General features: G+C 70.0%; 24 protein-coding genes. 13 read left to right on the top strand and 11 right to left on the bottom strand.

The annotated features are described in order from the left end of the window. Window positions 1-29: 29 nt before the first annotated feature. Window positions 30-2,546 (bottom strand): TonB-dependent siderophore myxochelin receptor MxcH, encoded by a 2,517-nt coding sequence (mxcH, locus tag K8640_RS30495; RefSeq protein ID WP_223750288.1) that lies wholly within the window; start codon window positions 2,544-2,546, stop codon window positions 30-32. 430 nt (window positions 2,547-2,976) lie between these two features. Between mxcH and K8640_RS30490 the strand changes: the two genes are divergently transcribed. From K8640_RS30490 to K8640_RS30480, 3 genes are all read left to right on the top strand, one after another. Further along, window positions 2,977-4,173, top strand: a complete 1,197-nt coding sequence (locus K8640_RS30490; RefSeq protein WP_223750287.1) for a cytochrome P450 — start codon at window positions 2,977-2,979, stop codon at window positions 4,171-4,173. Window positions 4,174-4,454: 281 nt separating this feature from the next. Continuing rightward, the gene (locus tag K8640_RS30485; protein WP_223750286.1) at window positions 4,455-5,651 is read left to right on the top strand and encodes a cytochrome P450; all 1,197 of its coding nucleotides are present in this window, start codon (window positions 4,455-4,457) and stop codon (window positions 5,649-5,651) included. A gap of 54 nt (window positions 5,652-5,705) precedes the next feature. Further along, window positions 5,706-6,797 carry a hypothetical protein gene (locus tag K8640_RS30480; RefSeq protein WP_223750285.1) on the top strand — a complete coding sequence of 364 codons (1,092 nt, stop codon included), beginning with the start codon at window positions 5,706-5,708 and terminating at the stop codon, window positions 6,795-6,797. Between the two features lie 58 nt (window positions 6,798-6,855). Here K8640_RS30480 and K8640_RS30475 read toward each other — a convergent pair whose 3' ends face one another. From K8640_RS30475 to K8640_RS30445, 7 genes are all read right to left on the bottom strand, one after another. Beyond that, the gene (locus K8640_RS30475) at window positions 6,856-9,177 is read right to left on the bottom strand and encodes an Ig-like domain-containing protein (protein WP_223750284.1); all 2,322 of its coding nucleotides are present in this window, start codon (window positions 9,175-9,177) and stop codon (window positions 6,856-6,858) included. Window positions 9,178-9,203: 26 nt separating this feature from the next. Further along, entirely contained in the window at window positions 9,204-9,623 is a 420-nt protein-coding gene (locus K8640_RS30470) for a hypothetical protein (RefSeq protein WP_223750283.1), read from the bottom strand. After that, on the bottom strand, window positions 9,613-12,024 hold the full coding sequence (locus tag K8640_RS30465) for a hypothetical protein (protein WP_223750282.1): 2,412 nt from the start codon (window positions 12,022-12,024) through the stop codon (window positions 9,613-9,615). Before K8640_RS30465 ends, K8640_RS30470 begins: the two co-directional genes overlap by 11 nt. Beyond that, window positions 12,011-12,376 (bottom strand): c(7)-type cytochrome triheme domain-containing protein, encoded by a 366-nt coding sequence (locus tag K8640_RS30460; RefSeq protein WP_223750281.1) that lies wholly within the window; start codon window positions 12,374-12,376, stop codon window positions 12,011-12,013. Before K8640_RS30460 ends, K8640_RS30465 begins: the two co-directional genes overlap by 14 nt. Then, a complete protein-coding gene (locus tag K8640_RS30455) occupies window positions 12,373-12,570 on the bottom strand; it encodes a hypothetical protein (RefSeq protein WP_223750280.1) in 198 nt (65 codons plus the stop codon). The genes K8640_RS30460 and K8640_RS30455 overlap by 4 nt, the downstream gene beginning before the upstream one ends. Continuing rightward, a complete protein-coding gene (locus tag K8640_RS30450) occupies window positions 12,567-13,145 on the bottom strand; it encodes a NapC/NirT family cytochrome c (protein WP_194868998.1) in 579 nt (192 codons plus the stop codon). The genes K8640_RS30455 and K8640_RS30450 overlap by 4 nt, the downstream gene beginning before the upstream one ends. A gap of 188 nt (window positions 13,146-13,333) precedes the next feature. Beyond that, a complete protein-coding gene (locus K8640_RS30445; RefSeq protein WP_141322985.1) occupies window positions 13,334-13,585 on the bottom strand; it encodes a hypothetical protein in 252 nt (83 codons plus the stop codon). 102 nt (window positions 13,586-13,687) lie between these two features. Between K8640_RS30445 and K8640_RS30440 the strand changes: the two genes are divergently transcribed. The 5 genes from K8640_RS30440 to K8640_RS30420 all read left to right on the top strand — a co-directional run bounded on the left by K8640_RS30440 (window position 13,688) and on the right by K8640_RS30420 (window position 17,731). Further along, on the top strand, window positions 13,688-14,329 hold the full coding sequence (locus K8640_RS30440; protein ID WP_223750279.1) for a TetR/AcrR family transcriptional regulator: 642 nt from the start codon (window positions 13,688-13,690) through the stop codon (window positions 14,327-14,329). Beyond that, window positions 14,326-14,865, top strand: coding sequence for a GFA family protein (locus K8640_RS30435; RefSeq protein ID WP_223750278.1), 540 nt, complete (start codon window positions 14,326-14,328; stop codon window positions 14,863-14,865). The genes K8640_RS30440 and K8640_RS30435 overlap by 4 nt, the downstream gene beginning before the upstream one ends. Before the next feature lie 216 nt (window positions 14,866-15,081). Further along, complete coding sequence (locus tag K8640_RS30430; protein ID WP_223750277.1) at window positions 15,082-15,768, top strand: endonuclease Q family protein; 687 nt, start codon at window positions 15,082-15,084, stop codon at window positions 15,766-15,768. An 80-nt stretch (window positions 15,769-15,848) separates the two neighbouring features. Then, entirely contained in the window at window positions 15,849-16,919 is a 1,071-nt protein-coding gene (locus K8640_RS30425; RefSeq protein WP_223750276.1) for an alpha/beta fold hydrolase, read from the top strand. Beyond that, window positions 16,916-17,731 (top strand): MerR family transcriptional regulator, encoded by an 816-nt coding sequence (locus K8640_RS30420; RefSeq protein WP_223750275.1) that lies wholly within the window; start codon window positions 16,916-16,918, stop codon window positions 17,729-17,731. The genes K8640_RS30425 and K8640_RS30420 overlap by 4 nt, the downstream gene beginning before the upstream one ends. Window position 17,732: 1 nt before the next feature. On the opposite strand, the gene K8640_RS30415 is transcribed toward K8640_RS30420, so the two are convergent. After that, on the bottom strand, window positions 17,733-18,521 hold the full coding sequence (locus K8640_RS30415; RefSeq protein WP_223750274.1) for an alpha/beta hydrolase: 789 nt from the start codon (window positions 18,519-18,521) through the stop codon (window positions 17,733-17,735). Window positions 18,522-18,661: 140 nt separating this feature from the next. Between K8640_RS30415 and K8640_RS30410 the strand changes: the two genes are divergently transcribed. From K8640_RS30410 to K8640_RS30390, 5 genes are all read left to right on the top strand, one after another. Beyond that, window positions 18,662-19,336 (top strand): response regulator transcription factor, encoded by a 675-nt coding sequence (locus tag K8640_RS30410; RefSeq protein ID WP_223750273.1) that lies wholly within the window; start codon window positions 18,662-18,664, stop codon window positions 19,334-19,336. Further along, window positions 19,326-20,516, top strand: a complete 1,191-nt coding sequence (locus K8640_RS30405) for a HAMP domain-containing sensor histidine kinase (RefSeq protein WP_223750272.1) — start codon at window positions 19,326-19,328, stop codon at window positions 20,514-20,516. Before K8640_RS30410 ends, K8640_RS30405 begins: the two co-directional genes overlap by 11 nt. Window positions 20,517-20,657: 141 nt before the next feature. Further along, window positions 20,658-21,896, top strand: coding sequence for a hypothetical protein (locus tag K8640_RS30400; protein ID WP_223750271.1), 1,239 nt, complete (start codon window positions 20,658-20,660; stop codon window positions 21,894-21,896). A 267-nt stretch (window positions 21,897-22,163) separates the two neighbouring features. Then, window positions 22,164-22,442, top strand: coding sequence for a hypothetical protein (locus K8640_RS30395; protein ID WP_223750270.1), 279 nt, complete (start codon window positions 22,164-22,166; stop codon window positions 22,440-22,442). 117 nt (window positions 22,443-22,559) lie between these two features. Then, window positions 22,560-23,333 (top strand): Coq4 family protein, encoded by a 774-nt coding sequence (locus K8640_RS30390; protein WP_223750269.1) that lies wholly within the window; start codon window positions 22,560-22,562, stop codon window positions 23,331-23,333. Here K8640_RS30390 and K8640_RS30385 read toward each other — a convergent pair. Then, complete coding sequence (locus K8640_RS30385) at window positions 23,321-24,223, bottom strand: SDR family NAD(P)-dependent oxidoreductase (RefSeq protein ID WP_223750268.1); 903 nt, start codon at window positions 24,221-24,223, stop codon at window positions 23,321-23,323. The two genes, K8640_RS30390 and K8640_RS30385, sit on opposite strands and share 13 nt — an antisense overlap. Window positions 24,224-24,272: 49 nt before the next feature. Beyond that, the gene (locus K8640_RS30380) at window positions 24,273-25,244 is read right to left on the bottom strand and encodes an AraC family transcriptional regulator (RefSeq protein ID WP_223750267.1); all 972 of its coding nucleotides are present in this window, start codon (window positions 25,242-25,244) and stop codon (window positions 24,273-24,275) included. Window positions 25,245-25,311: the final 67 nt, after the last annotated feature.

Below are 25,311 nucleotides of genomic sequence, written 5' to 3'. Positions count from 1 at the left end.
ACATCCTGAAAGGGGACACGGAGGGCGGCTCAGAGGTCGACGGTGAGGCGCGCGGACAGGGCGCGCCCCGGCCGCTGGACACCGACGAGGTCGAAGGCGGCGGCGTCGGTGAGGTTGTGGAGGTTGAAGGAGAAGGAATACGCGCGCCGCTCGAACCGGGCGCGGTAGGTGAGCGCGGTGGAGTGCAGCACCTGCGTCGGCACCGACTGCTTCGTGCCGCCATTGCCCGCGCTCTCCCAGGAGCGGTCGAACGAGCCGACGACGCGGGTGGTCCACTCCAGGCCGAGCGCGTCCTCGCGGGAGAGCAGCCGGCTCACCTGGAACCGCGCGGTGCCGGTGGCCTGCAGCCACGGGAGGTTGGGCATGCGGTCGCCCTTGAAGCGCGCGAACTGCCCCTCCTGCGCCAGGTTCTTGAAGTCGAGCCAGGTGACGGCGCCGGTGAGCCCCACCCAGTCACCGGGGGAGTCCCAGTCCAGCCCCGCGTGCGCGGTGACGGAGCGGGCGTGGTCCACGTTCTCGTAGGCCTGCGTGGTGTCGCCGGGGAACAGCTGGATGAGGTTCTCGATGTCGCGCAGGCCCGCTGAAGCGTTGGCGCCGAAGCGGCCCACGGGCGTCACCCACGAGAGCAGCTCCACGCCCACGTTGGCGTTGTGGCTCGACTCGGGGAGCAGCGCCGTGCTCTCCACCAGCAGGCCGCCGTCGCCGAAGAGCTCCTCCACCCGGGGCATCCGCGTGGTGCGCTCGTAGGACGCCTTGAGCAGGAGCCAGCGCGTCACGCTGAAGCGCAGCGTGTCGCCGTAACCGCCCGCCCACCGCGTCTCCGACAGCTGCGCGTTCGTCCCCGAGGAGAGGCGCTGCACGTAGCCCTTCACGAACAGCGTGTTCTCCAGCCGGCCCTCCCACAGGGACTGCCGGTGGGACAGCCCTCCGAAGCCGGACGTGAGCCCGAGCGGAATCCGCAGCGGGTCCTCCTGCCCCAGCCGGGTGAGGTAGGCGTTCTCGCCCGTCCGCTCGCTGTCGTCGGCGCCGAGCGACAGCTCCAGGTCCTCCACGTCGAGCAGCGTCCCGAGCAATCGCACACGTCCGAACAGCGTCTGCCGCTTCTGCGTGTTCTCCAGCGGGGACGAGCCAATCTCACCCGCCCGTGCCTGGGTCCCCTGGCAGACGCCATACCAGTCGTAGAGACAATCCGAGACATCGTACAGCTCACCGATGCGCTGGTTGTATCCCGCGATGGCCAGCACCTTGAGCCGCTCGTGGGCGGACACCTCGTAGCGCAGCCCCACGCCGTAGCTCTCCTGCCCGGAGGTGACGGCGCCATAGGGGCGAATCATCAGCTGGTCGTGCGGGACTTCCTTGTCGTACTGGCCCAGGTAGCCGGTGAGCACCAGCCGGTCGAGCCCCGGCAGCGACTCGACGCCCAGCTCCAGGCTCCCTCCGGAGCCCCGGTAGGCGTCATGGCTGCGGTTCAGCGCGCGAGGTCCCACCCGCCCGGTGACGGGGTCGGCCACGGGGACGGTGACGCGGTAGTCGTTCCGGGCCCGGTCATGGAACCCCGCGGCGCGCACGAAGACCTGCTCGTTCGCCCGCCACGTCACCCGGCCGGTGCCGCGGTAGCTGCCGAAGGAGCCCGCCTGGAGCGACAGGGACGCGCCCGTCTCCGGGGCCGCCAGGTCCGAGCGCAGGTGGATGGCCCCGCCCAGCGCGTCCGTCGCCAGGCGCACCGGGACGACGCCGTTGAAGACCTCCATCTGCCGGATGAGGGAGACCGGGACGCTCCCCAGCCCGTAGACATACGGCGAGTACTCGATGGGCACGCCGTCGAGGAGGACTCGCACCTGGTCGCCGGAGAGGCCGCCCAGGGCCAGCTGCGTGCGGCTGCCCAGGCCGCCCGTCCTCTGGACCTGCACGGCCGAGGCGCGCGTCAGCACCTCCGCGAGGTCCTCCGCGCGCTCATGGGCCTTCTCCAGCTCCACCACGTCCACCGCCTCCGAGCCACGCACCAGCACGCGCGCCTCGGTGGCCTTGCCCCGGACAATCGACGTGAAGGAGGGCAACTCCGGCTCCGGGGGGACCTCCGCGGGCGCCTGGGCCACGGGCGCCTCGTCCACGGGCTGCTGGGGCGCGGGGCCCTCGGCGACCTGGGGAGCGGGGGCGGCGAGGACGAAGTGGTGGATGAACTCGAACTGGCAGGCGACGGGGGTGCCGTCCTGCATCGCGGGTGTGAAGCTCGCCTTCGCCAGCGCGTCCACGGCCGCCTCGTCGAGCCCGTGGCCGAGCCCCTCGACGACCTGCGCGCGCGTGACGCGGCCCTCCTCGTCCAGCGTCAGCAGGAGCTTCACCGCGCCCTCCACCTTCGCGGCCAGCGCCTGGGGGGGATAGACGGCCTCCGGCTTGGACAGGAGCACCGGGGGGACGACGCCGCGGGCCGGCGCGCTGGCCCCCTCGGGCGGTGTCGGGCTGGCCGGCGCGGCGACAGCGGGCCCCGAGGGCTCACTCGCCTCCTGGGCTCGCGCCGCTCCCACCGACAGCAGGGACAGGAGCACGAGTGCGGAGAACGAAGAGGTCGGCGCGAGGGCGCCCCGCCAGCGACGAGGTGTGGGCATGTTCAAGGGGTGCGGGTCGGAGCTCCCAGGCCAATTTCGATATTGAATATCATATTCATTATCGATGCGCACCCCTTTTTCCTATCAGTGGTGGCGGTGGGGGTCAATCAGGGAGGACCTCCCGGGTCGGAACAGGGGGCCGTCCGGAGACCTGCGCTACTGGGACTGATGGGGACGGCGACTCGCGACACGCAATCCTTGCGCGGGGAGGGAAGCCCGGCGGGTGTCCGGTGGCGGACTCCGCGCCTTTTCACGCTCCGGGCAATTCCTGCTCAACTACGACATGCTCGCCCCTCACAAAGACAAGCCAGACACCTGCCCCCCCACACGACCCGTGGAGACGCTCCGCGGATACGGAGGCCATCGCATCATGAGGACCCGTCTTGACTGCCTGTCTCCCGAAGTCATCGCGAACCTCCACGCCCACCTGGCGGAGCTCCGACGCCAGGGTCCCATCGTGCAGGTGGACCCGGGCGGCATGTGGGCCGTCACCCGCTACGACGAAGCACAACACGTGCTCAAGTCGCCGCAGCTCTTCTCCTCCACGGGGATGCGCCTGGCGTTCCAGCCGGAATGGCTCGGACGCACCAATCCCCTGGGGGAGTCGCTCCCCTTCCTGGACCCGCCCCAACACGGACGCCTGCGGGCACTCATCCTTCGGGACTTCACCTCCTCGGCCATCAAGCGATTGGAGCCGCGAATCCGCGCCATCACCCGCGAGCGCATCGCGCGGATGCTGGAGCGGCGGACGGTGGACTACATGGAAGCGCTCGCCGTGCCCATTCCCGCCACCGTCGTCTGCTGGCTGCTGGGGTTGGACACCGCGCTGCTGAAGCACTTCGAGCGCTGGTCGCATGACATCGCGCTCATCGGCGGTGTCCACCCGGAGGACACGAAGCAGATGGAGCAGTGCCGCCGGACGCTCGACGAGATGGAGCGGTATGTCCAGGACGCCCTGGACGCGCGGCGCAAGACGCCCGGCGATGACTTGATGAGCGATCTGCTCCAGGCCAGCGCGGGCGGACAGACCCTGACTCCACAGGAGCTGATGAGCTTCTTCTTCGTGCTGTTCACCGGCGGGGTGGAGACGACGACCTATCTCATCGGCCAGAGCGCCCGGATGCTCTGCCAGCACCCGGAGCTGCTCCTGCGTCTGCGGGAGACGCCGGACCTCATCCCCCGCTTCGTCGAGGAGACGCTGCGCTACGAGCCCTCCGCCGTGGCCCTGCTGCGCACGTGTCTGCAAGACGTGACGGTGGCGGACACGGCGCTGCCCAAGGGAAGTGTGGTGCTGGTGTCGCTCGCCTCCGCGGCCCGCGACGAGAAGGTCTTCCCCGACGGCGACAGGTTCATCCTGGGGCGGGAGAACGCGCAGCACCTCAGCTTCGGCCACGGCATCCACTACTGCCTGGGGGTGACGCTGGCGCGGATGGAGGCGAGCATCGCCCTGGAAGAGCTCATCCCCCACGTGAGCCGGATGGAGCTGCGCACGGAGCGCATCGACTGGACGACGTCGCTCGTCGTTCGCGGGCCGAAGACGCTGCCCATCGAGCTCTTCCCCTCCTGAGGCCCGCAGTCCGCCCCTCACGACGCGTCCCGCGGCAAGGTGTCCGGTGGTGGACTTCGTCGCCATCACTTTGCCGAGCAATATTCACGCGGCTCCAGCATGTTCGAATACTGCAAAGACAAACAGGCAGACAACCAAGGCAGGGCTCCGGCGAGAATTTTCGTCACAGCATCGCCTCATGTCCCCTGCGGGCGAGGGCGCACCCCGCAGGACCGTGTTCCAGACGCTCGTCGCACAGGGTTTCACCGCCTCATCCATCCGAGGACCTGGAGGCCACCCACATGAGTCCCCGTATCAACTTCCTGTCGCGAGAGTTCATGGAGAACCCCCACCCCCACCTGGCGGAGCTGCGACGCCAGGGCCCCGTCGTCCAGGTGGAGCCCGGCGGCATCTGGGCCGTCATCCACCATGACGAGGTCCAGCACGTGCTCAAGTCCCCGCAGCTGTTCTCCTCGTCGGGGCTGCGCTTCGCCTTCTCTCCGCCGTGGCTCGGACGCATCAACCCGCTCTCCTACTCCATCGCGTTCATGGACCCGCCCCACCACGGGAGGCTGCGAGCCCTCGTCACCCAGGCCTTCACCCCGAAGGCGCTCGCGCGTCTGGAGTCTCGCGTCCACGCCACCGCCCGGAAGTGCGTGGATGACATGCTGGAGAAGCGCAGGGTCGACTTCGTCGACGCGCTCTCCACCCCCATCCCCGCGAGTGTCATCGGGCATCTGCTCGGCCTGGACGAATCCAGGCACGCGCAGCTCAAGCAATGGACCACGGACATCGCGACCATCAGCGGTGTCGCGGCGGATGACGCCGCGGGGACGGCGCGGTGCCGCGCGACCGTCGAAGAGCTGGATGACTACTCCCGGCGGCTGCTGGACGACCGGAGGCGCGAGCCTCGCGAGGACATGGTCAGCGAGCTCCTCCAGGCCCGGGTGGGCACGGAGGCGCTCACCGACGATGAGCTGGTGGGCTTCTTCGTCGCGTTGCTCGTCGGCGGACTGGAGACGACGGTCAGCCTGCTCAGCCACTGCGCACGGCTGTTCACGATGCGGCCGGAGCTGCTGCCCCGGCTGAGAGCGATGCCCACGCTCATCCCCCGGTTCATCGAGGAGACCCTGCGCTACGAGCCCCCCATCCTGTCCGTCATACGCACGTGCACCGAGGACGTGACGCTGGCGGGAGTCCCCTTGCCCAAGGGAGCAACCGTCCTGCTCTCGCTGGTCTCCGCGTCGCGTGACGAGAAGCACTTTCCCGACGGGGACCAGTTCATCCTCGAGCGGGAGAACGCCCAGCAGCTCTCCTTCGGCCACGGCATCCACTTCTGCATCGGGGCGAGGCTCACGCGACTGGAGGCGCGCATCGCCCTGGAGGAGCTCGTCTCCCGCGTGGACCGGATGGAGCTGCGCACGGAGCGCCTCGAGTGGACGCCGTCCCTCATCGTTCGAGGGCCGACGACGCTGCCCGTCGAGCTCTTCCCCGTGTGAGGCGGGGTGTCCCACGGGAAGGGGCGCGGACCCGCCGTGGTATAGGGTCCGCGCATGCGGATGATCGACAGCGTGGAGCTGCACCCCCAGCGCGCACCGGCGCCGCCTCGCGCGGCGTCCACGTCCATCGCGAAGGACACCGTCCCCTACGTCGAGTTCCTCGCGTTCGAGCCAGGCGGCTCCCTGCTGGTCGTCGAGGCGCCCAACCTCGCCAGTCAGCTGGGTCGGCTGGTGCGACGCAGCGGCCCCCGCTTCGACGTCGAGGCCGAGCTGACGGGCCTGCGCGGCCCCGGCGCGCTCTCGCCGGGGGAGCGCTGGCTGCTCACGGGTGGCGCGTTGTTCTCGGGACAGGCGGCGTGCTGCCAGGTCATCGACCTGCACACCTTCCAGGTCGTGCACACCCTGCCCGTCATGCGCCCCTTCGTCTGGGTGGACGATGCGCACTTCATCGCCCAGTCGCCGAACTGGAGGACCACCGTCACGGAGGAAGGAGTGACGCGGACGGAGACGCGACGCGTGGACCCGGCGCTCGCGGCCGCGGTGCCCGCCCTGGTGACTCCGGAGCCGTCGATGGTCCTCGTCTCCCTGGCCTCCCTCGACTGTCGGCCGTTGCTTCCCTCCCTCCTGCTCGATGAGGAGACCTGCGCCGTACTGTCGCCCGACAAGGACATCCTCTACACGGCCACGTCCTTCTCCCGCGTGTCCGCGGTGAGGGTCTCCGACGGGCAACTGCTCTGGCAGCGCCCACCGTCACGGCTCGTCACGCAGGGCACCATCTACGCCATCGCGCTCGACGCCTCGACGAACCGACTGGTGACGGTGGGCGGCGGCGTGGAGCACGACACGCTCGTGCTGGATGCGAGGAGCGGTGACGAGCTCTCACGCCACTCCCTGGAGAAGCTCACGCGCGGAATGACCCCGGGGCCGAGCACCCGCGGGGACGCCGTCCACTTCCGCGAGGACGGCCTGGGTGTCATCGGCACCAACAACGGCCTGGTCATCGAAATCGGAACCGATGGGCGCTGGTGCGCCTTCAAGGCGGGAAACCGCTCGCACCGAGCCATCGCGTTCTCGCCCGACGGCGCGTCCATGCTTCTCGGAGGCGCGGAGAAGAACCTGCGCGTCGTCCCGCTCACGACGCGCTGAGCGGCGCATCAGGAGTTCCTGGCCCCGGAACTGGCAGCCCGTCACCGCGCGCCCCAGGCTACGGGCGCACCATGTTCACGGGCACAGCCCCCGTCAGGTCCTCCACGCTGTCGAAGAGCAGCTGGCCCACGTAGTTGAAGTTGTGGGCCCACGCGCCCTTGTCCTTCCGACTCAGCTGGTAGTTGTGCGTGGCCTTCACGAGCGCCGGGGTGAAGGGCGCGAACGCGTTGGACGAGACGGCCTCCGTCGCGCTGCACGTGCCGTCCTTGTCCGTGTCCTTGAAGAAGTACGGATTGACGTCTCCGTTGTAGCAGAGGCCGTTGCTCGTCACCGTGCGCATGGCGGCCAGCAGGCGCGCGGCCATGCCATCCACCTCCGCCCGGAGCAGCTCCGTGGTGTTGCCGTCCCCGTCGTAGTCCTGGAGGTGGACGTTGCGAATCTGCTCCGCCGACTCCTGGTCGGCGTGACACGTCTCGCACCGCGTGCGCCACACGTCCGCGATGCGGAAGGTGTGGTTGCTCACGCCGGGGACATGGCAGCTGGAGCACTGCACGCCGCCCAGGTGCGACAGCCGCCCGGCGTACGTCTTGCCCGGGTACTCGTACCCTGTCTTCGCCAGCGCGCCCTCACGCGTCCCGGCGGCGGGCATGTAGTGGACGTTCTGGAAGCGGGGCGTGCCTCCCGCCGCCAAGGCATTGTCGAGCGTGGCCTTCGACGCGCGTCCGATGTGGCAGTTCGCGCAGAGGTTGTCCTGGCCCGGCAGACTCACCGTCGTGCCATCCGGCAGCCACGTGCGCGTGGGGACGAACACGTCGTAGTCCGGCGCGAAGCTCTCGTGACACGTGGCACACTCCAGTCCGTTGGCCGTCTCCGGCACCGCCTGCCCCACGCCGTACTGCACGAAGAACCGGTAGCCCTGCGCGCCGCTGTGGCAGCGGGAGCAGCTCGCCTGCACCGTCTCGCTCGCGTCCCAGTTGCGCGCCGCCTTGCTCGCTCCATTGAAGTGGCCAGGGTCGTTGCGCACCAGCAGCGACGTATCGAAGGGGGTCGTCAGCGCGCCGTTGAGCGACTGAATCGAGTCGTGCAGGAGCTGGATGATGTACTTCGCGTTGTGGGCGAACGCGCCCGGGTCCACGCGGGCGAGCTGATAATTGAAGGCCGCCTTCTGCAGCCGTGGCGTCCAGCTCTTGTAGGCGTTGGTGCCCACGACCTCGGCCGTGGAGCACGCGCCGTCACCGTCTGCATCCCGGAACCAGTAGGGATGTGCGTTGCCGTAGCAGAGGGGCTGGGCCCGCTCGGCGCCATAGCGCTGGAGCGTGGCGAGCAGCCTGTCGCGCAGCCCCTGAATCTCGAAGTAGATGCCCTCGGTACGGTTGTTGTCGCCGTCGTAGTCCTGGTTGCGCGAGGCGATCTGCCGGATGTTCCACGCCTGGGTGACATCGGTGACGCCCGGATGGCACGTCGCGCAGGCATCCCAGCGGACGCGGGTGCTGTGCGGGTCATGGCACTCGTTGCACTTGTCGAAGTCCGGCACATGGCGGAAGCGCGTGTCGTAGACCTGCCCGGCGTACTGGTAGCCACCGGCCGCCTGGGCGGCGAAGAGCGTGGCGGCCGCCGGGTAGTAATGGATGTTGGTGAAGCCCAGCGCCGCCGAGGCCGTGTCCTCCCCCACTCCCGCGTCGGCGACCTGCGCGTCGATGTCCTTCCCCGCGGCGCGCCCCTGGTGACACACCATGCACCGCGCCTCCGCGCCCAGCCCGGTGACCTCCTTGCCCGAGGGGAACGTGACGGCCGTCAGCCGCGAAGCCGCGGCGTCATGGCACGTCTCGCACCGCACCACGGACTCCGTCCTGCCCGGCGCGTCCACCCGTCCTGGGGCGGAGCCGTCCCCGCCCAGGAAGTCGATGTAGCCCTCCGAGCTGTGGCAGCGCGCGCACGTCGCGGGCACCATCCCCTCCTCGTTCCAGTGAGAGAAGGCCTCCGCCGTGGTGTCCGCGTGCGGCGAGCCCGCCCAGGCCACGTAATAGGGCACCTGCGACGGGTCCACGCCGGCGTCCCCCGCCGAGGGCCCGACGACCACCACCGCGTGACGCCCCTCCAACCGCGAGCGCTTCCCGACGACCTTCACCGCCGTCTCACCCACGCTGACGCCCGTCACCAATCCCGTGTCGTCCACCGTGGCGATGGCCGGGTCCTCGCTCTCCCACGTGTAGCCGTCATCCGTGGCCTCGCGCGTGGCGGCGCCGAGCTGGAGCGTCTGTCCCAGCAGGACCGAATGCGCCCCGCTGGTCGTGATGCCCGGGTTGGCGTTCTCCAGCTTCGCGCAAGCCACGAGGAGACAGGGCAGCGCGGCGACCAGGAGCAACGTCGTTCGTCTCATCGGGTCCCTCCTGGGAGATGTGTGGGTCATGGCAGCGCGCCTCCGGCGATCCACGCCAGGAGCGTCTGATACTCGGGGGTGCCGTCGGCGTAGATGGCCCCGCCGCCGTGTCCCGCCCCGGCGGCCTTGCGCAACAGGCGGCTGCCAGCGGGCGCCGCGGTGTCCGTCAGCGCGTTCGACACCTGGAAGTCCGCGTCCGCGTCGCCCGTCAACACGAAGCCCGTGTTGCCCGCGGCGCCTCCAGCGCGATGGCAGGACTGACAGCCCGATAGCAACAGGGGATGCGCGTCCGTGGCGAACGAGGGCGCGTCACCTCCTCCGTCGCCGCCACCGCCGCCGTCACCACCGGAGGGCGTGCCCGCGTCGGGGCTCGCGTCTCCTCGGTGGAAGTCCGCGCAGCCCGGGACGACCAGGAGCGCGAGCAGGAGTCCGAGCCTAGAACTCATACGCCACCACCAGTCGCGTGAAGTCGTCCGGCACCTCGTCCACCTTCTCCAGGTTCCAGAACTGGAAGAGGCCCACGCTCAAGCCCTTCCAGCGGGCGACCGCGCCCACGTTGTGCGCGGAGGCGTCCTCGCGGGTGAGCGCGGTGGTGTCGAGAATCCGCCCGCGCTGGTTGCCGAAGGTGCGCAGGCCCTGTCGATACTGGAGGTAGAGCCAATCGGTGGGATGGAAGCGGAGCTGGAGGTAGCTGGCGAAGTGGTAGTAGTCCGCGCCGGGACCGCCGTACCCCTCGGCCTCGCCTCCGGAGACGTCCGCGCGCAGCAGACCCGCGCCCAGTGAGAAGCGCTCCAGCACCGGCACCCCGCGAGGGCGCCACGACGCGACGTCCAGGGCCTGGAGGAACAGCCTCCGGCCGTATCCCAGCGGATTGTAGTAGGCCGAGTACCAGAGGCTCAGCGGGCCCCAGGAGCCACCCAGCCGCGTCCCCACGCCCAGCCGCGTCGCTTCCAACGGAGCGAAGTCCGACTGGAGGTTGAGCACGGCATCGGCCCGGCGGAGCTGGTAGCCGGCGATGACGTAGACATCCGCGGAGAGCAGGAACGGCCCCTCCCGGCGCTGCACGTTCGCCGTGAGCCCCTCACGCGCGTAGACGGGTGGGAGCACCTTCTGGTCGAAGCCCGCGAGGCCGCCGTAGCTGTGGTGGAACAGCGGCTCGGCGCCGAAGGGCACCAGCACCTTGCCCACCCTGGCGGAGAGCCGCACCGGCCAGTCCTCGCCGCTGACCCGGTAGCCCACCTCCCAGAACTGGAGCGACAACGTCTCCAGTGTCAGCGTCACCGGGTCCTCGGTGGACTGGCGCGTCAGGAAGAGGAAGTGGTGGTAGCTGCGCAGCGCGTTCGAGGCGCCCTTCTGGAAGGGCTGGTCGTTGTAGCCGAGGCGCTCGTAGTTGAGGTCGAAGCGCCCGTTGAGCGTGAGCGAGCCGAGCACGGGGAAGGTCCCGAGCTGGACGCCCGGCGGTGGCCCACCCGACGATGCGATGGGAGGCGTCGAGGACGGAGCAGCGGGCGCGGCGGTGGCCACGGAGGGAGGTGGCGCCGAGGATGGAGCAGCGGGCGCGGCGGTGGCCACGGGAGGTGCCTCCGCTCCACGCGCGCCCTCATCAATCCACCGGGCCAGGAGCGCGAGCTCCGCGCTCCCGGGCTCCCACACCGCGCCGCCCTGATGCGAGTCACCTCGCGCGCGTTGATACAGGAGGCTCGTGTCGGCCGAGCCGGGCGTCACCAGCGCCAGCACCGTGCGCAGGTGGGGCTCGGGCTCCGAGTGGGCGACATAGCGGGTGGACCCGGCGAACCCATCCGCCGCGTGACAGCTCGCGCAGCCCGCCAGGAGATGCTCGTGGATGCGGGGAGCGAAGCGCAGCGAGTCCGAGCTGGAGGCAGACGCCGGCACGGGCTGCGTCCCTGGCGCGAGCGGCGTGGACGAAGGAGGCGTCGGCGCATCCCCCACGCGCGCGGAAGCAGGAGCCCCCGGAGGTGCTGCCACCGTCGAGGAGGGCACCGCGGACTCCACCCCCACGCGCGAGGAGGCCATGGACTCCGAAGGTGTTGCCCCCGTCGAGGACGGCGCGACGGGCAACTCTCCCACGCGCGCGGAAGCAGGAGCCCCCGGAGGCATTGCCGCCGTCGCGGGTGGCGCCGAGGGCCCCTCCCCCAGGCGCGCGCCCCCCGGAGACGTTTCCTCCGTCGAAGGTGTGGCCGAGGCCACGTCCCCCACGCGCGCGGAAGTCGGAGCCCCCAAAGTCGTTGCCGCCGCCGACGAGGGGGGCGGCGCGGTCCCGGCAGGGGCCTGGCCTGGGAGCGCCCCGGATTCGACCCACTTCAGTAACGTGGCGTACTCGGGCGACTCGGCCGCGAGCGACTTCTTGCCACCATGCAGGACCGCGCCGGTCCCCTTCTTCAACAGCGGACTCTGCGCGGCGGCATCCAGCTTCACGAACCGCAGCGTGGTCTCGTAGTCCGTGCCATCGCCACGCAGCACCCACTTCGACCTGCCAGCCATGCCCTCCGGGCGATGACATGACAGACACCGGGCCACGAGGATGGGCCGGGCGTCGGCGGCGAAGGTCGGTCCGCGCGGCTTCGGCGCCCCTCCCGTCCTCGGCCCCGACGGAGTCAGCACCGGTGCTGGTGCCGCCTTCGTGGGCGCGGCAGGTGCCGCGGAGGTCTCGGGAGTCCCCGCGTCAGCGCTGCCTTCTGGTGCGGGCGGAGTCGTCGGCGGACGCTGGATGCCCAGCCGCTCCTGGAGCTGGCGGCGCTTCTCCTCCTGCGTCTGCGCGCGCGCGGGCATGGCCGCCGTCAGCAGGAACACCCCCACGCAGAGACGGCCCAGGTCAATGAGGCGCATGGCAGGCCTCGCAGCGCATGGAGCTCGGCGCCTTGGCCGCCCGTCCATCGTGGCAACTGCCACAGTAGCGGCCCTCGCGCATGTCCTGATGGGTGAAGCCCAGTGGGGCCTGGGGGAACACCCCCGGGTGGCAGCTGTAGCAACGCTGCGAGTCGTGGGCCCAGTGTGAGAACAGCGCCGGCACCGGCGCCTTGCGTTCCTTCAAGGGAGGAATCCGGACATCCTGGGGCGCGTTGACCGCGAGGATGGGCGGCGCGAAGAGCAGCGGCACGGCGAGCACCACCCGCCAGCGCCAGCGATGCAGCACGGCCCCCGCGCGAGCGCGCCAGGGCTCCGAGGTCGGAGTGCTCATAGCGCCTTGCGCTCCTTGAGGATCTTCCAGACGGACACCACGTAGAGGCCCACTCCCAGCAACACCAGGGGCACGCCCACCGCCGTGAACACCACGAAGGTGAGCGGTGACCAGAACAGCGTGGTGAAGAGCTGGACACACAACCCCGCCAGCACCAGCAGGGCCGCCCTCCGGATGCGCTTCTCGTGGCTCATGGACGTGGCTCCGGCAGCCAGAAGTTCCGCGCCTTCACGCCCTCCAGGTCGTGCGCGAGGTCGTGACACGTGAGACACGAGCGCGCGCCGCTCTGGAGCTCCGCCTGGATGTCCTGGTGCGCGGACGCCTCCAGGAAGCTCCGGGCGTCGCTGTGACAGTGCAGGCAGTTGTAGTTGGGATACGGCTGATAGAGCTTCGGTCGCTCGGGAATGGTGCCGAAGTAGTGGACCCAGACGTGCTTGAGCCCGTTGAACTTCGCCTTCGCGTCACCGAACAGGGCGTAGTCCGTGTGGCACGCGTAGCAGGTGGTGTCCCGGCTGATGAGCCGCTTCTGGTAATGCACCGCCGCCAGCGACGCGGCGTTGTCCACGAACAGGCTCTGCCCGTACGGCTCCATCTCGTGACAGCCCAGGCAGAACTGCGTCTGCGACGACTCACGCACGCCCACGGCGACGCCCGCGCCGGTGACGACCAGTGGGAGGATGGCCAGACCCGCGAGCAACACCAGCCGCCCCAGGTGGCTCGCGGTCAGGACTCCCGCCGCGAACGCAATCAGGGCGACCAGGACCGCCACGGCGATGACAACCACTATCAAGAGGGTGGGCAGGCGGGAACCTCGCTCCCTTTCCTATACAGGTCTCATGCCCATGCGTGAACCCTGGAATGAAGATGCGCAATCGACACGCAATTCCTGCGCACCCGCGCCATGGCGCGCAAGAATTGCGCGACCATGACCGGGGGGAGCGACAGCACGTCCAATCCCTAGCGCTTGTCGACGAGGTGGCGCAGGAGCGAGGTGAGCCCGGAGAAGCGGAACGACGGGTCGATGTACTTCTCGAGCACGTAGAAGGCGAAGTAGTAGGCACGACAGAAGGCCCAGATGGCGAGCAGCAGCAGGAGCAGGACGCGCCACTCGGGCAGCTCCATCAGGAGCAGCGCCGACGAGACGCAGCCGATGACGACGAAGAGGATGGCCTTCACCCACATCCACCGGTGGGATTGCAGGTCGCGCATCCCTGGAACGTAGCGCCTGGCGAGCCCTCTTCGACAGGCCGGCCCGCCCACGCTCGACCTCCGGGACTTGCATGCATACCAACCGTACGGTATGACATCGCCATGCCACGCCCACCGAAACACGCGCCAGAACGCGGGGATGCCCGGACGCGGCTGCTCGAGGCCGCGCGCGACACGATTCGCGCGAAGGGCTTCGCCGCGACCTCGGTCGAGGAGCTCTGCCAGGTCGCGGAGGTGACGAAGGGCGCCTTCTTCCATCACTTCAAGAGCAAGGAGGGGCTCGGCGTGGCCGCCGCGGAGCACTGGAAGGAGACGACGACCGCCTTCTTCGCGAGCGCGCCCTACCACGCCCCCGCGGACCCGCTCGACCGGGTCCTGGCCTACGTGGCCTTCCGCAAGTCCATCATCACCGGGAGCCCCGCCGAGTTCTGCTGTCTGGTGGGCACGCTGGCGCAGGAGGTCCACGCGAGCGCGCCCGACATCCGGGAGGCCTGCGCCGCGAGCATCTTCGGTCATGCCCAGACGCTCGAGGCGGACATCGCCGCCGCCATGCGCAAGCGCCGCGTCTCCGGAGGCTGGACGGCCGCGAGCCTGGCACGCCACACCCAGACGGTGATTCAAGGCGCCTTCGTGCTCGCCAAGGCGGGGAACGACGCGGCCCTCGCGCGCGAGAGCCTGGACCACCTGGACCGCTACATCCGCCTGCTCTTCAGGCTCACACCCCCGGAGAAAGCCTCACCATGACCCAGGCCACATCGCTCGGCTGCGCCTGCGGGGAAGTCTCCCTGCGGGTGGACAAAGCCCCCATCATCAGCGCCGAGTGCTGCTGCGACAGCTGTCGCGCGGCCGTCGCGAGATTCCAGGCGCTGCCCGCGTCACGGCTGCTGCTGGGGCCTCGGGACGCGTCGCGCTTCGTGCTCTACCGCAAGGACCGCGTCCACTTCCTCCAGGGCACGGACCGCCTCGCGGAGTTCCGGCTCACGCCGGAGTCGAAGACCCGCCGCGTCGTCGCCACGTGCTGCAACACGCCCGTGTTCCTCGAGTTCCAGAGCGGCCACTGGCTCAGCCTCTATGGGGGCCTCTGGGCCGACGGAACCCTGCCTCCGCTGGAGCTGCGGACGATGACCTCCGACCTGCCGCCCGGGCCCGCGCTCCCCACGGACGTGCCCAACAGCCGGCACCAATCCGTCGCGTTCTTCATCAAGCTGCTCGGCGCGTGGGTGGGGATGGGCTTTCGCAGCCCGAAGCTCACCTTCGTCAAGGCGGAGCTGCCGCGCTGACCTCGCGCGCGGATGCGCCTGCTAGAGCCTGCCGACGACGAGCCCTCGGACGTCACGATACCACCGACAATCGCATGACCAGAGCCCTCCAGGTGCAACAGCAACGCACAGGAACGACCGGGCATCAGCAGATAGATGGAACCCCGGACGCGACGAGGGGCGTCGAAGCAGCTCACGAATTGTTCGTGAGTTCATCGACTTGCTCGAGGAGTTCCCATGCCCGCTCGCCGTGTATCCCTGGTCCCTGTTTCACTGTGCGCCACTGTCGCGCTCGCCCTCCTCTCCGGCTGTGGTGGAGGCCTCGCGACGTCCAACCCGCGCTACTTCACCGACGGGAAATGGAACGCGTTGGACAGCCCGTATGCCCTCACGCCCATGCTCGCCTGCGCGTATCCGGCGGAGGGCAACGACAAGGTGTATCGCAACCTCGAGGACCATCTCGCGCCCGCCATCTGGAGCGCGTATGGCAAGGATGTCTCCGAGGTGAAGGTGAAGAAGTTGAAGGGAGACAGCGAATGGTGTGACGCGTTCCCGAACATCGCCGCGGACCGCTTCATCGTCCCGCCGCGGATGAAGAAGGAGCTGGCCGAGTACGTGAAACAGTCCGGCGCCAGGGGTGTCATCATCCCGGTCGCGCACCTGTATCGCTCGCCCATCATGAAGGATGTCCTGGGCCCTGATGGTTCGCCCATCGGGAGCGTGGAGACGGACCGCTTCGGCGCCGATGGCACCGCGGGCCTCTTCGTCCACTACATCAACGAGAGCGGCGAGCTCGTCTACACGGGACGCTCGAAGACGAATGGCCTGGGCGTGCTCGCGAACCCCATCGATTACATGCGGGACCATGCGTCCGACTACGCCCAGCAGATGACGCAGAAGGCGCCGCCCGTCGCCCTCCAGTAGCCCTCGTGCTTGACTCTCCCCCTGGGGGAGACCGCCACCCTCCGGGCATGTCACCCACGGACATGTCTCGGAGGAAGTGCATGGAGGCGGCAATCCTTGGAACCCTCATCCTGCTGGCGGGCGCGGCGGCGGGCGCCTGGTGGTGGATGGGGCGGGCCCTCTTCCAACCCGGCACCGTGACGCAGGTGCTGGCCGCGCGGGGCGAGACGCTGGAGGTACCTCCGGGACAACGCGCGGACGCCTCGTCCTGGCAGGTGACCGGAGATGTCCAGTTGCACCACGTCGCCGTGGGCGAGGGGCGGGACGTCCTCGTCATCCACGGAGGCCCCGGCCTGCCTCCAGCGAACCCCTGGCGCGCGGCGGCGCTGACGAGGGATGCCCTGCGTTGGCACTTCTATGACCAGCGAGGCAGCGGCGCCTCCTCGCGGCCCATCACCCTGCCGCCTCCCGGGGGCACCTGGCGGGCCATGCAGGAGGTGGAGGCCCGCCTGGGACTCGCCGCGCAGCTCGCGGACGTGGAGCGCATCCGGCGCCTGCTCGGCCGGGAGCGACTCACGTTGGTGGGCCACTCCTTCGGCGCCCTGATTGCCCTGCTGTACGCGGCCGAGTGGCCGGAGCGGGTGGACGCGCTCGTGCTCGTGGCGCCGGCCCCGTTGGTGACGATGCCCTCGAAGGGCGATGACCTGTTCACCCAGGTGCGCACCCGTCTGGACGAAGCAGCCCAGCGGGAGCTCGCGGCCTGGATGAAGCACACCTTCGACTTCCCTGCCCGCCTGAAGGACGCCGAGGCCCGCCTCGCCGAGCACTTCGCCGCCTTCGGACCGCTGTATGCCCGGGCCCTGAACGCCGAGCGCCCCGACACGAGGCCTCCCGACACTGGTGCCGCTGGAGGCTTCCTCTCGCTCGGGCTCTACCTGAGCCTGGGACGCCATCACGACTGGAGCGAATGGCTGCGCCGGGTGCGCGCGCGCACGCTCGTCATCCATGGCGCCCATGACCTGCAGCCGCGCTCGGCCACCACGCGCGTGGTAGAAGCGATTCCCCACGCGCGACTCGTGGAGCTGGCGGGCAGCGGGCACTTCCCCTTCGAGGAGCAGCCCGAGGCCTTCGCGGCCACCGTGCGCGCCTTCCTCCAGGAGGAGGAGCGGTGAGCGGACTGCTGTACTCCATCGGCGAGGTGTCTCGCATCACCGGGCTCACCGTGAAGGCGCTGCGCCTGTACCAGGAGAAGGGGCTGCTCGAACCCTCCCGCGTGGACGCCTCCACGGGCTACCGCTACTACACCGAGCACGACATCTCGCTCGCCCACACCGTGCGCGCGCTGCGCGACCTGAAGCTCTCCCTGGAGGAGATTCACGGCGTGCTCACCCAGCTGGGACAGGGCGCCTCGCTCGCGGAGCAGCTCGCGCGCGTGCGGGCCCGACTCGCCGAGGAGGCCGCGAGCGCGCGACGCTCCGTGCTCGCGCTGGACACGCTGCTCGAAAACCAGGCCCGGGCGGAGGCCTACCTGCGCGCGCCACCGCCCCTGCTGGAACGCTGGCTCCCACCCGTTCGTGTCGCCGTGCATCGGGCCCGGGGGCGATACTCCGACGCGTCGGTGTTCTTCCCCCGGCTGCTGGCCGCGTGTGGCCCCCACGTGGCCGGGCCCCCCTTCTGCCTCTTCCACGAGGCGGAGTACCGCGAGGACGACGCGGACCAGTCCTGGTGCGTGCCTCTGGCCCCCGGGGCCGTCCCGGAGGGCGTCGCCATCTCGGAGCTGCCCGAGGTGCGGGCCGTCACGCTCGCGCACTCCGGCCCGCCCCACTCCGTGGGCCCATCCTGGGCCCGTCTCTTCGCCCACCTCCACGCGAAGGAGCGCACCCCGAGCGTCCCGCTTCGCGAGACCTACCTGCGCGTGGACTCGGCCCAGGGCGCCTCGTGGATGAGCGAGCTCGCGCTGTCGTGGGAGGCGAGCCCGGACTGAATCAGGGCGACGGCGCCCGGTGGCTCGTGGAGAGCCAGCGACGCACCTCGTCCAGGTACTCCTTCGGGAGCGCATGCCCGCTGTCGAAGGTCTTGTGTGTCTTTCGCACGGACGGAGCGGACTCGAACAGGGCGCGACTGTCGGCAACGGACGCGAAGTCATCCTGGTTCGCGGTCAGCAGCAACCAGTCCTGGCGAATCGTCGACATGTGCCGCGACGGGGCGACCTCCTCCAACGACGGGTCGATGTGGGGCGGCACCATGGTGATGAGGTGGGTGACGCGCTTCTCGCGTGCCGCCAGCAGGAGCCCCACCTGGGCGCCCATGCTGTACCCGACGACGAGCACGCGCGGCGGCGTGCCCTGGGCGAGCACCGCGGACAGCAGCGCGTGGGCATCGCGCACGGTGTCGGCGATCATCTTCACGTACCGCGCGGGCTCGCCCTTGTGGGCCAGCTTCGCGAGCGCCCCGGGCTTCGCCTCGGGGTTCGCCCGCTCTCCGTGCAGTCGCGCATCGAGGAGATAGACGCGGTAGCCGGCCCGCAGGAGCTCGTCCTTCAAGACGCCGCCATGCGTGGGCCCCGCGTCAGACAGCCAGTCCTCCTTGCGGCGCGTGAGGCCATGCACCAGGACGGCGATGGGTGGATTCGCGTGCCCCCCTTCGGGCTCGAGCACCCGCGTGGGGATGCGCTCGCCATCCGCGCCACGAACATCCAGTGTCGGCGTCGGGGCATCGGCCCGGGCCAGGGAGGCGGACAGCAGCAGCACGCACAGCGACAGCCAGCGGAACATGGTGGACTCCTGGAAGTGAGCTTCACCGTCACCCTGCCCTCCGCTGTGTCGGACAGGCGTCAACCCGCGGTTGACGTTCGATTGACGTTCCCTCCGGTAGCCTGCGACCGTCCTGCCATCCCGAGGTCCCCTGCCCGCTCATGCGAGTGCTCGTCGTCGAAGACAACCGTGACCTCCAGGCCAACATCGCGAGGTTCCTCGGCGCGGACTTCCAGCTCGACTTCGCCGCCACCGGGCCCCAGGGGCTCACGCTCGCGCTAAGCCACGAGTACGACGTCATCGTGCTGGACCTGATGCTGCCGGGGATGAGCGGCATCGAGCTGTGTCAGCGCTACCGGCAGCTCGCCGCCCGGCTGGTGCCCATCCTCATGCTCACCGCGCGCGACACGCTCGAGGACAAGGAGGAGGGCTTCCGAGCGGGCGCGGACGACTACCTCGTCAAGCCGTTCTCCCTGAGGGAGCTCCGGCTGCGGCTCGAGGCCCTCGCTCGGCGCCCCGTGCCTCCGAGCGGTCGGCGTCTGACGGTGGGCTCGCTCACCCTGGAGCCCGACACAGGACAGGCCCGGCGCGGCGAGCGCGGCGTGCGACTCAACCGGACCGAGGCACGGCTCCTCAAGCTACTGATGGAGTCCGCGCCCGGGCCCGTGTCGACGGCGACGCTCGCCCATCAGCTCTGGGGCGACGACGCGCCGGAGTCCAGCGCCCTGCGCACGCACGTCTATGCGCTGAGAGGCGCGCTCGCCGAGCTGGGGATGGACGACTGCATCACCACCCACCGCAACAAGGGCTACAGCCTGGAGGCCCGTGAGGACTAGGTCGATACGAGCGCTCCTCCTGGGCGCCATGGTGTCGTCCGCGGCGCTCTCGCTGGTCCTCATGGGGGCGTTCTTCACGCTCTTCAGCTACGACCTCGAGGACACCCTCTTCGCGCGGCTCGTCGCCACCGCGATGGACGAGCACGGCGGCGATGGGGTGATGCCACTCGGCATCAGGACCTATGTGGGCCACGCGAGCCTGCCGTCCTGGCTCCAGGCGGAGGTGCCGGCGGACGCGCTGGGTGGCGAGTACGAAATCTTTCCTCCCGGACACGGCCACTTCCATGTCGCGGTGCGACCGGACGTGTCGACAGGCCTCACGCGCTACGGCGTGCTCGACACGACGGAGCTGACCGGCACCACGCGCCAGCTGCGTCGCACGTCGGGTCTGCTGGTGGTGAGCGCGGTGCTGGCCCTGCTGGGCGCCGCCGGGCTCTCCCTGCTGGTCGCGAGGCGGCTGGGGGTTCCGCTGGAGCGGCTCGTCGCGCAGGTGCAGTCGGGACAGGCGACGCGAGCCGAGGACATCGTCGTCACCGAGGTGCGGGCCCTGTCCCAGGCCTTGAGTGCCCGGGATGTCCGCATCCAGGAGCTGCTGGAGCGGGAGCGGGCGTTCAACCGGGACGCCAGTCATGAGCTGCGCACGCCGCTCGCCGTGGCGCAGGGCGCGGTGGAGATACTGGAGCTGGACCCGCCCAGGGACTCGGCGACCTTCGAGCGGCTGCGGCAGGCGGTCCTCCAGATGGGCCTGCTGACGGAGGGCATCCTCTGGCTGGCGCGGCCGGGGCGCTCGGACGAGACGTGCGGACTGGTGGGCATCTCTCGCGAGCTGCTCGCGCTGTACGGTGGCCACCTCTCCCGAGGCGACGTGGCGCTCGTCATCGAGGCGACGGACGAGGTCGTCGTGCCGCTGCCCGGCTCCGTGGCGCGGGTGATGCTGGGCAACCTCATCAAGAACGCGCTCGCGTATACGGAAGAGGGGCGCATCGTCATCCGCGTCACGCCCGAGGCGTGGAGCATCGACGACACAGGGGTGGGCTTCGGTCGGAGCGAGCCCGAGCGGAGGGGCTTCGGTGTCGGACTGTCGCTGGTGGAGCGGCTGGCGCGCCGGTTCCAGTGGACGCTGGACCTCCGCGCGGTGGAGCCGCATGGCACACATGTCCGACTGACCTGGCCTTCATGAGGGCGGGCGCTGGAACTCATGACCCGGGCCATCTACAACTGCCCCATGCACTCGAGCCTCCGCCGCCTGACCGCTCTTGTCCTCGTCTCGCTGACGCTCGCCTGCGCGACGCGAGCCACGGCGCCCTCCCCAGGAACCCCCATGACGACGCCCTCCCCGCTGGACGCTCCCGCCGAGCAGTACGTGAAGCTGGCCCTCGCCGTGGGGCAGCACGACGGCAACTACGTGGACGCCTATTACGGTCCGGAGGCCTGGGCGAAGGAGGCCGAGACCACGAAGCTGCCCCTGCCCGAGATTGCCGCGCGCGCCGCCGCGATGGTGGCCGCGGTGGAGGCGACGCCGGTCCCCGCCGATGAGCTGCTCGCGATGCGCCACCGCTTCCTGCTGACCCAGCTGCGCTCGCTGGAGGCGCGGGTGCGGATGCTGTCCGGCGAGAAGCTGAAGTTCGACGAGGAGAGCCAGGCGCTCTACGGCGCGAAGGACCCGGGGCACACCGACGCGGAGTTCGAGGCGGTGCTCGCGGAGTTGGACAAGCGCCTGCCCGGCCAGGGGCCGCTGGTCGACCGGCTGGACCGCTTCCGCAACGACTTCGTCATCCCGAAGGACAAGCTGGACGAGGTCTTCCGCGTCGCCATCCAGGAGGCCCGGCGCCGCACGCTCCAGCACGTGGAGCTGCCCGCCAACGAGCACTTCACGTTGGAGTACGTCACCAACAAGCCGTGGAGTGGCTACAACTGGTACAAGGGCAACTCGACCAGCGTCATTCAAATCAACACGGACCTGCCCTTCTACATCCTGCGTGCCATCGACCTGGCGGCGCACGAGGGCTATCCGGGGCACCACGTCTACAACGCGTTGCTCGAGCAGCACCTGGTGCGCGGACGCGGGTGGGTGGAGCTCACGGTGTATCCGCTGTACTCGCCCATGTCGCTCATCGCCGAGGGCAGCGCGAACTACGGCATCGACGTGGCGTTCCCGGACGCGGAGGCGTACCTGCGGGACGTCCTCTTCCCGCTGGCGGGGCTCGACCCGAAGCGCGCGGCCAACTACGTGGCCGTGGAGGCGCTGGCGGCGAAGCTGTCCTACGCGAGCAACGAGGGCGCGCGCCGGTACCTGGACGGACAGCTCAGCCGCGAGGCGACGCGGGACTGGTTCGTGCGCTACGGCCTGGTGTCCGTGGAGCGGGCGACGCAGAAGATGGCCTTCATCGACTCGTATCGCGCGTATGTCATCAACTACAACCTGGGCCAGGACCTGGTGAAGCAGTACGTCGAGCGCCACATGGGCACCGACACCTCGCCCGAGCGCCGCTGGCAGGTGTTCCGCGAGCTGCTGTCCTCCATGCGGCTTCCGGCGGACCTGGACCCCGCCGCGAAGTGAGGGCCGGGTTCCACACCTGCCCAGGAAGCGCGAACAAGGGAGTCACACATGCGCGTCACACGGACTGTTCGACTCGAGGTGAACCCGACGACGGACCCGCGGTGGGCCGCATGGGAGGGCTCCTTCAGGTTGCCCGCGGCGCCTGGCGAAGCCGGAGGGCCCCAGTGGTACTCGGGCAAGCGGCGCGGCGAGCGCCTCGTGATCCACCGGCAAATCCCTGCCTGGGAGCGCTGGGTGTGGCGCCCGAGGAACCACGTGGAGTCCTCCGTGGAGAAGGTGGCTGAGAAGGAGGTCCAGGTGGTGACTCGCCTGGTGTGGCACGACTCGGTCATCCTGCCCCTCGCCGCGTTGGTGCTCGGGACGCTCGCGACGTTCCGGTTCCTGTGGGGGACCGCCTGGCTCTGGGGCTTCCTGGCGATGATGTATGCCTTCGCGGGCCTGCCGTGGCTCGTGGGCTCTCGACAGGTCCGGCGGGAGTCCCTGGCGTTGACCCACGCACTCGAGAGTCAGGCCACCGCGGCTGACACGACAACACGCCCCCATTGACGTGTCAGGCCAGGTGCTTTGACGTGTAGGCCCGAAGCACCCTCTCTTGAACACACCACATCCCCCCGGAATGACAGGCGCTGGGGGGATGGCTTATCGTGTGCAAGTGGGGGAGGCATGCACACTCGTGCGGACCGTCTGTCATTCGAGGCGCCTCTGGCAGAGCCGACCAGGCTCGTCGAGCAGGCCCGCGACCTGGTGAACCAGCGCGTGACGCTGGGGGAGGTCATCCCCTTCCTCACCGAGCCCGAGTTGCTCGCCGCCAGTGATGCCTTGCTGCTGTCGGTGCCCGGGTTCCGCGAGCTCCACGCCGAGCTGTGGGACCCGGCCCTCCCCGAGCCCGAGGCCCTCTCCACCCTGCCGGAAGGCTCGTTCGGCCGCTGCTACGCGGCCTACATGGCGCACTACCGGCTGGCCCCGGACTTCTTCCCCATCCAGGCCGAGCTCGACCCGGAGGCGACGCCCACCCGCTACGCCGTCCACCGGCTCAACAAGTGCCACGACTTCTTCCACGTCCTGGGCGCCTATGAGACGTCGGACGCGGACGAGGTCGCCGTCCAGTCGTTCGTGTTCGGACTCGCGCCCTCCGCGCTCGCCCTGTTCCTGGCGGCGGCCTCCGTGCACCCGGACATCCTCCGCGACAAGTACAAGCACCTGCGCGACATCTACGAAGGGCGCATCCAGGCCCACGACTTCGTCCGCGGCGTCGCCGCCACCGCCCTGCTGGGCGCGCGCCTCGAGTCCCTGATGGAGGAGCCGCTGGAGGGACTGCGGCAGCGACTCGGCCTGGGGGCACGGGCGGACTTCCGGCCCGGGCATCCCGGCGAGAACACCTGCTCGGGCCGCTCCGTCCCCGCCTTCTTCACGCACGCCGCCGCTCAGGGGCCGTGAAGCTTCAGCATCCGCCGCCCCACCTCCGTGTCCGCGAAGTCCGGCAGCCCCTCCGCGTCCGTGCTGACGCTGAGCTCCCGTAGAGCCTCGTCGCTCGCTCCCATCTCGCGCAGCGTCAGGCCAGCGAGGGCGTAGGCATCGCTCCCCAGGAGCAACCGACGTGGCTGTTTCTGCATCGCCGCGAGCCGCAGCAGCGCCTTCGCGGCCTTCTCGGGCACACCGCGCGCCGCGCCGGGGTTGGCCCTCACGCTCGCGTTGAGCGCCCCCACCGTGGCCTGGTAGTCGGGCTTCGAGGGATGAATCGTCATCGACGCGCCCGCCCAGTCCGTGGCGAAGCCACCCGGCTCCACGATGGTCACCTGGATGCCGAGCGGCGCCACCTCGTTCATCACCACCTCGCTGAAGCCCGCGACCGCGAACTTCGCGGCCTGATAGGCGCTCAGGCCCGGTGTGCCGCCACGCCGCCCGCCAATCGAGCTGATTTGGAGGATGCGCCCCTGGCGCTGCGCGCGCATCACCGGCAGCACCGCCCGCGTCACGTGCACCACGCCGTAGAAGTTGGTGTCCATCTGCGCGCGGAAGTCGTCGAGCGACAGGTCCTCCGCCGAGTCGATGTTGGCGTAGCCCGCGTTGTTCACCAGCACGTCGATGCGGCCGAAGGCCTCCACCGCCTCGCGCACCGCCCGCGCCGCCTGCTCGGGCTGGGTGACGTCCAGGGCCACCGGTCGGATGCGCGCGCCGTGCTCGCGAACGAGGTCCGCGAGCGACTCGGGGTTGCGCGCCGTGGCGACGACGCGGTACCCGGCGGCGAGCACGGCGAGGGTGAGCGCGCGGCCCAGGCCACGCGAGCTGCCCGTGATGAACCACACCTGCGAAGTGTCTTGGGTCATGGGCTCAAGATGCGGCGCGAGCCCGCGCGCCTCAAATCCAGACGCGCCACTATCTCATCGAATCGCGCCAACGGTTCGGCGTGGTGCCCTCCCAGGCCCGGAACGCCCGCGTGAAGGAGTTGAGCTCCTCGAAGCCGAGCAGGAAGGCAATCTCGTCCACGCCCACCTGCCCGGTGCGCAAGAGCCGCAGCGCCGTGCGATGCCGGACGTCGTCGAGCACCTGCTGATAGCTCAACCCGTGCTCCTCCAACCGGCGCTGGAGCGTCCGGGCGCTGAGCGCCAGCTCCCGCGCCACCTTCGCCACGCTGGGCCGCTCCCCCGCCATGCGCCGGGCGACCACCGCCCGGACCCGCTCGACGAGCGAGTCCTGCTCGACGGGCGCGAGTCGCTCGTCGAGGCTGGGGAGCAACACCCGCAGCAGGTTCGCATTGTGGGTGACGAAGGGCGTGGAGAGCACCTTCGCGTCGAAGACGAGCGCGTCGCGCCGCGCCTTGAAGCGCAGCGGGCAGCCGAAGAAGCGCATCAGCATCGGCTCGTCCGCCCGGGCGCGGAGGAGCTCCACGCGCTTGGGCGCCAGCGACAACCCGCTCCCGCGCTGCAGCAGCACCAGCAACGAGGCCAGCGAGGCATCGACGAGGCGCGCGGGCGCGGGGCTGGAGGCGTGCAGGTACGTCGTGTGGACGGTGACCTCGCCGCCCTGGGTGTCGACGGACATGTCCTTCGGGCCGCACAGCCGCTTGTAGCGGGCAATCTTGCCCAGGGCCGTGCCCAGGTCCGGTGAGTGCAACGCGGCCAGCGAGGAGATGTCGTACTCGTGCACCTGCGTCTCACGCGCGAGGCGCAACCCGATGTCCGCCGGAGACGACTCCCCGAGCACCTCCCAGAAGTGGAAGAACTGCGCGGTGCTCATCGCGCCCCCAGCGGGCACGCGCGCGGCGGCGGTGGCGTGGGCCACGTTCGCGCCGAGCCGGGCAAGACGCACGCCCACGTCGGGCGCGAGGTGGACGAGGTCTCCGCTCATCGGAGAAGCGTAACGGGCCCCCTGGCACGCGACCAATCCGATCGCGCCAATCGCTCGGACGGCGCCC

The sequence above is a fragment of the Myxococcus sp. XM-1-1-1 genome, from assembly GCF_020037095.1.
GTDB classification, from domain to species: Bacteria; Myxococcota; Myxococcia; order Myxococcales; family Myxococcaceae; genus Myxococcus; species Myxococcus fulvus.
Note: the sequence above shows the minus strand (reverse complement) of the source record. Positions and strands in the feature narration are given on the sequence as shown.